We start from the raw sequence: 4,272 nt of genomic DNA, 5'->3' as shown, positions 1-4,272 counted from the left end.
CTGTTGAATAGAAGAAATATTGAAGCACATACAATATTTAAAAGCTTATTCTTCTCTTCTTTGAAAATCTTTATTAGAAAAAGCAGATAAAAGGGAAACCACTGCGTAGTCAAATAATTTATAAAAGAAACTCTTATCATTCTGAATGGACAAAAAGCATAAATAAGTCCGGCAATAAAACCAGCTTTTCTGTTCCCTGTAAGATATTCAACAAGGAGAAACATTCCATAACCTGAGAGGAGAAAAGTTAAAAATGTCAGGATATTGAAGCAGGCGAGGACATCCACAAAAGGTTTCAAAATAAAGGCAAAAAAACCATTCAATATTGTCAATGTATGAAAAACCAGACCTGTCCCAACAGGATAAAAGATATAATTTGTAAAAAAGAGGGTTTCATTGTTGTTCAAAATACTCTTTGCAAACCACCAAAGATTCCACACAAGCATCGAGCCATCGATGTCATCGCCAAGTTTATGAGTGGAAAATTTCAAAATCCATGGATAGGTCAGTATTATAGTAAGCAAAAAGTAAAGAAGAAGAATTATGGAATCCTTTTTAATCCTTTCTAATATTCTCCTCATTCGCTATGCGGATTCCTTTCATATTTGTATATGAATATTCCATGAAACCTTTTCTCATCTATCAAAGTAAAATGTTCATCCATCCATTTTTTCAGCTTGATAGAAATGTAATCGATTTCATCCATTGGATCCCACCACGAAAGGACAACCCAAATATCTCCCTTCCCATTAAGAGCATCAGGCACAATTTGAGGAAGCAATGAAGAATGAGGCCAAAATGAGGGTTGTGGATAGCTTTCAAATTTTTCTGTAGCAAGGAGCTTTTGTTCAGGCGCGCCTTTACCCCAATAATATTCAAATGAAAGTTGTGTTGAACGGCAGGAGTGTCCAACTATGTCCCCTTTCTTCCAATGAGACTTGAGATATTTTAACGGTTCCCTGTATGATATTCTCTCATGCTCTCCCGGCGCCTGATGGATAAAAGGTATTTTCTCATACATATCTTTATAGCCAAAGAATGAAAATATAAAAACCAACACTACTACAAGGACTTGCAACTTAAAATTGAATTTTTCCATACCTGATGAAACGATTAATAGAAAAAAAGGCAATGCAAAGGAGATATATCTATCGAGATAGACAGGAGCTTTCAATGAGGCAAGATATAAGCCAAGAGGAGTCAAAAGGGAAAATAAAAGGATAAAGATAAATTCCCTCTTTTTCCCCCTTATGAATCTTGTAATGCCTATTAACCCTAAAACTCCATAAAGAAATGAAGCAAAAAGATAATTAAGCCGCGGTGAGCTGAATCCAACTGAAAAGTTCTTCAATGTATAAAAAAAAGTCTTAATCGTTGGTTTTGGTATCCAAGTAGTAACAAAACCTGAAGTATTGAAAAAATGCTCTCTTAGCATAATTGGTACCCATGGCAAATATAAAAGGATGATTCCCACCAGTGATAGAGAATAATATTTGATAAACTTTTTATCGAAACCGCTTACTGCTATTGCCATTGACAGAGCAATGATTTCAACAATGACAAGATATATAGCGAAATAATGCGTATAAAGGGCAGCTGCTGTAACAAGAGTATAAATAATAAAGTGGGATTTTCTTTCATCTCTCAAAGCGGAAAAGAGAGCAATAACAGATATAAACGATAAAAGGATAAAAAGAGAATACATCTTCACTTCTTGGCTATAATAGATATGAAAAGGATTTACAGACAGAAGAAGGGCGCTTAGCAGAGCAATCCTTTCACCAATGTATTTTCTACAGTAATAATAGACTAAAAAAATCGTTGCCACTGCAAAGAAAACAGAAAGCAACCGCAACCAAAATTCTGCTTCAGAAACCCTTCCCCACAGATTCAATAAAAGAAAATAAAGAGGGGGATTGCTGTCAAGAATTTTGCCTGATATTATTCCGTAAAGACTGTTTTTCTGAAAAACACAAAGTACCTCATCAAACCAATAATCATATTTTCCAAGGCGATACAATCTCAAGATTAATCCTAACAGAAGTATCGCTGATATTTTTACACGGCTTGATAAACCGGTCATAGATTTATCTTCTTACAAAAAGCTGCCAAAAACGTCTGGCAGAATGAAGTGGGTTTGACAATGATTTTTTCACAAAATGCATCGGTGCTGCCTTTATTTCTTTTTTCAATTGATGCGCTCTCCACGCTTCATTGGCATAGTTGAGTCCCTTTTCAAGGTCGCAACTGTCGAGATTGTCTGTGCGTATCACAGCCTTATTATAGCCGTCATACTCTTCCCAGTTTTTTGAAAGGATATATCCTTTTTTATCTAATTCTTCATAATATTTGCTTCCCGGAAAAGGTGTAATGATGGAAAACTGAAGGGAATCAGGGTCCTGCTCAATGGCAAAATCAACAGTGCGTTTGATTGTATCCATAGTTTCGCCGGGCAAACCAAAAGAAAATGTAAGATGTATCTTGACACCAAGCTCCTTTGTAATCTTTATATTTTCTTTGGCTTTTTCGAGATCAAGATTTTTTCCGCAATTATTGACAATTTCCTGCACACCTGATTCAATCCCATATTTGAGAGCATATAATCCAGCATCAACCATTGCCTCCAACATCTCTCTGTCTGAAGTATCTGCCCTCGCCATTATAGCCCATGGAACTTTTAATCCTCTTTTTTTGATTTCACTGCATATCTTCAATATTCTTTCCTTACCGATGTTAAAAGTATCATCGTCAAAATAAACTGATTTAAATCCCATCTCATCCACTAACCACTGCATCTCATCCACTACATCCACAGGATTTCTCGTCCTATAAGAACTGCTACCATACATAATTTGGGGCCATGAACAGAAAATGCATTTAAAAGGACATCCTCTGCTAGCCCACATCTGCACACTTGGTTTGGGAATACCACCGGGGGTATCATTGTATTTTTCCATTGGAAATTGATGCCTTGCAGGCCATGGGAAAAGGTCAATATTTGAAACAAGCTGGCGCTCTCCTGTGAAAACGCCTCTCCCACTGCTGTCACGATAGTATAGTCCCTTTATACCCTGAAGCCCATTATTCATCTTTAAGCTCTTGACCATCTCGAGAAGCGTAAATTCATATTCACCCTTCAACACTACATCTACACATCTATTCTTTTCGAGGAATGCAGGATTATACATATTCATATCCGGACCGCAAAAGACTACAAGCGCCCTTTCTCCAAGAGCTTCCTTCGTCATCTTCGCAAAACGCAAATCGATTTCGATCGTATTTGTTGAAACTTCATATACGACGATATCAGGATTATAATCCAAAAGTTTTTGAAAAAATTGCTCATCATCATCGCCTTCTGCTATGCCGTCAACAGCTTTCACATCTATTGAATTCTTCTCGAGAAGCGCTGTAGCATAAGCCATAAAGAATGGAAAAGGCATATATTCTGAACAATCCATTTCAAAATGAGGCCATCGGCTTCCAGCCCTAACTCCATAGAATCCTTCTTTACGCCACGGCGAATTTCCAATAAAAACCTTCAATACAAAGCCTCCTTACGAAAAGAGAGGAATATAATAATTGTCTATTATTTTATCCCAGCTGTAAAGTGCCTCTGCTCTTTTTCTGCCCTTTTTGCTCATTTCTTCTCTAACTTTCGGATTATTAAGAAGAAATTCAATTTTTTCCATTAAATCAAGAAAATTATTTGGTTCAAAATGCAGTCCTGTTTCACCATCTATTACTATATCTTTCAATCCGCCTATGCGTGATGCAATGACAGGAATACCAGATGACATCGCCTCAACAGCAACAATTCCAAAGGGCTCTATCCAAATAGAAGGCACCACTACTATGTCTGCATCCTTATAAACTTCAGGCAAGGAATCCTGATTGACCCATTTTCTAAGAATAAAATGCTGCCCTTGAAAGCGATTCTCATAATGCCTAAAGTATTCATCGGCTGTAATCTCCAAAACAATATCATCTCTTTTTGTAAGCAGGAGTTTGAAGGCATTTTCAAGAATTGTCAAACCTTTTGCATATTCTGCAGCGCGGCCTGACATCAATATCTTTAACCTCTTTTTCTCCTTTTTTATTTCTTTTGATGGCTTGAATTTTTCTACATCGACTCCTGAAGGAATTATATTGACATTATTGTTATATTTCAAAAGCAGATTCTTGATAAAATCATTATATACTATGATAGAATCTGCCTTATCGAGCGCTTTTAACAAAACATCCTTGTAGGATTCTCTAAAAGCCATAGAG

General features: G+C 36.5%; 4 protein-coding genes. All 4 read right to left on the bottom strand.

Annotated elements, in window-relative coordinates:
• Positions 1 to 581 (bottom strand): hypothetical protein (locus tag D6734_10870; protein ID RMF93098.1); only part of this gene is annotated, 581 nt, incomplete at its 3' end.
• Positions 578 to 2,083 carry a hypothetical protein gene (locus D6734_10865; GenBank protein RMF93097.1) on the bottom strand — a complete coding sequence of 502 codons (1,506 nt, stop codon included), beginning with the start codon at positions 2,081 to 2,083 and terminating at the stop codon, positions 578 to 580. The genes D6734_10865 and D6734_10870, both read right to left, overlap by 4 nt.
• A 4-nt stretch (positions 2,084 to 2,087) precedes the next feature.
• The gene (locus D6734_10860) at positions 2,088 to 3,545 is read right to left on the bottom strand and encodes a radical SAM protein (protein RMF93096.1); all 1,458 of its coding nucleotides are present in this window, start codon (positions 3,543 to 3,545) and stop codon (positions 2,088 to 2,090) included.
• Positions 3,546 to 3,557: 12 nt separating this feature from the next.
• Positions 3,558 to 4,272, bottom strand: a 715-nt coding sequence (locus tag D6734_10855) for a glycosyltransferase family 1 protein (GenBank protein RMF93095.1), incomplete at its 5' end; no start/stop codon positions are given.

The sequence above is a fragment of the Candidatus Schekmanbacteria bacterium genome, from assembly GCA_003695725.1.
Taxonomy (GTDB): domain Bacteria; phylum Schekmanbacteria; class GWA2-38-11; order GWA2-38-11; family J061; genus J061.
The sequence above is the reverse complement of the archived record's forward strand: the minus strand, read 5'-3'. Positions and strand labels throughout refer to the sequence as shown.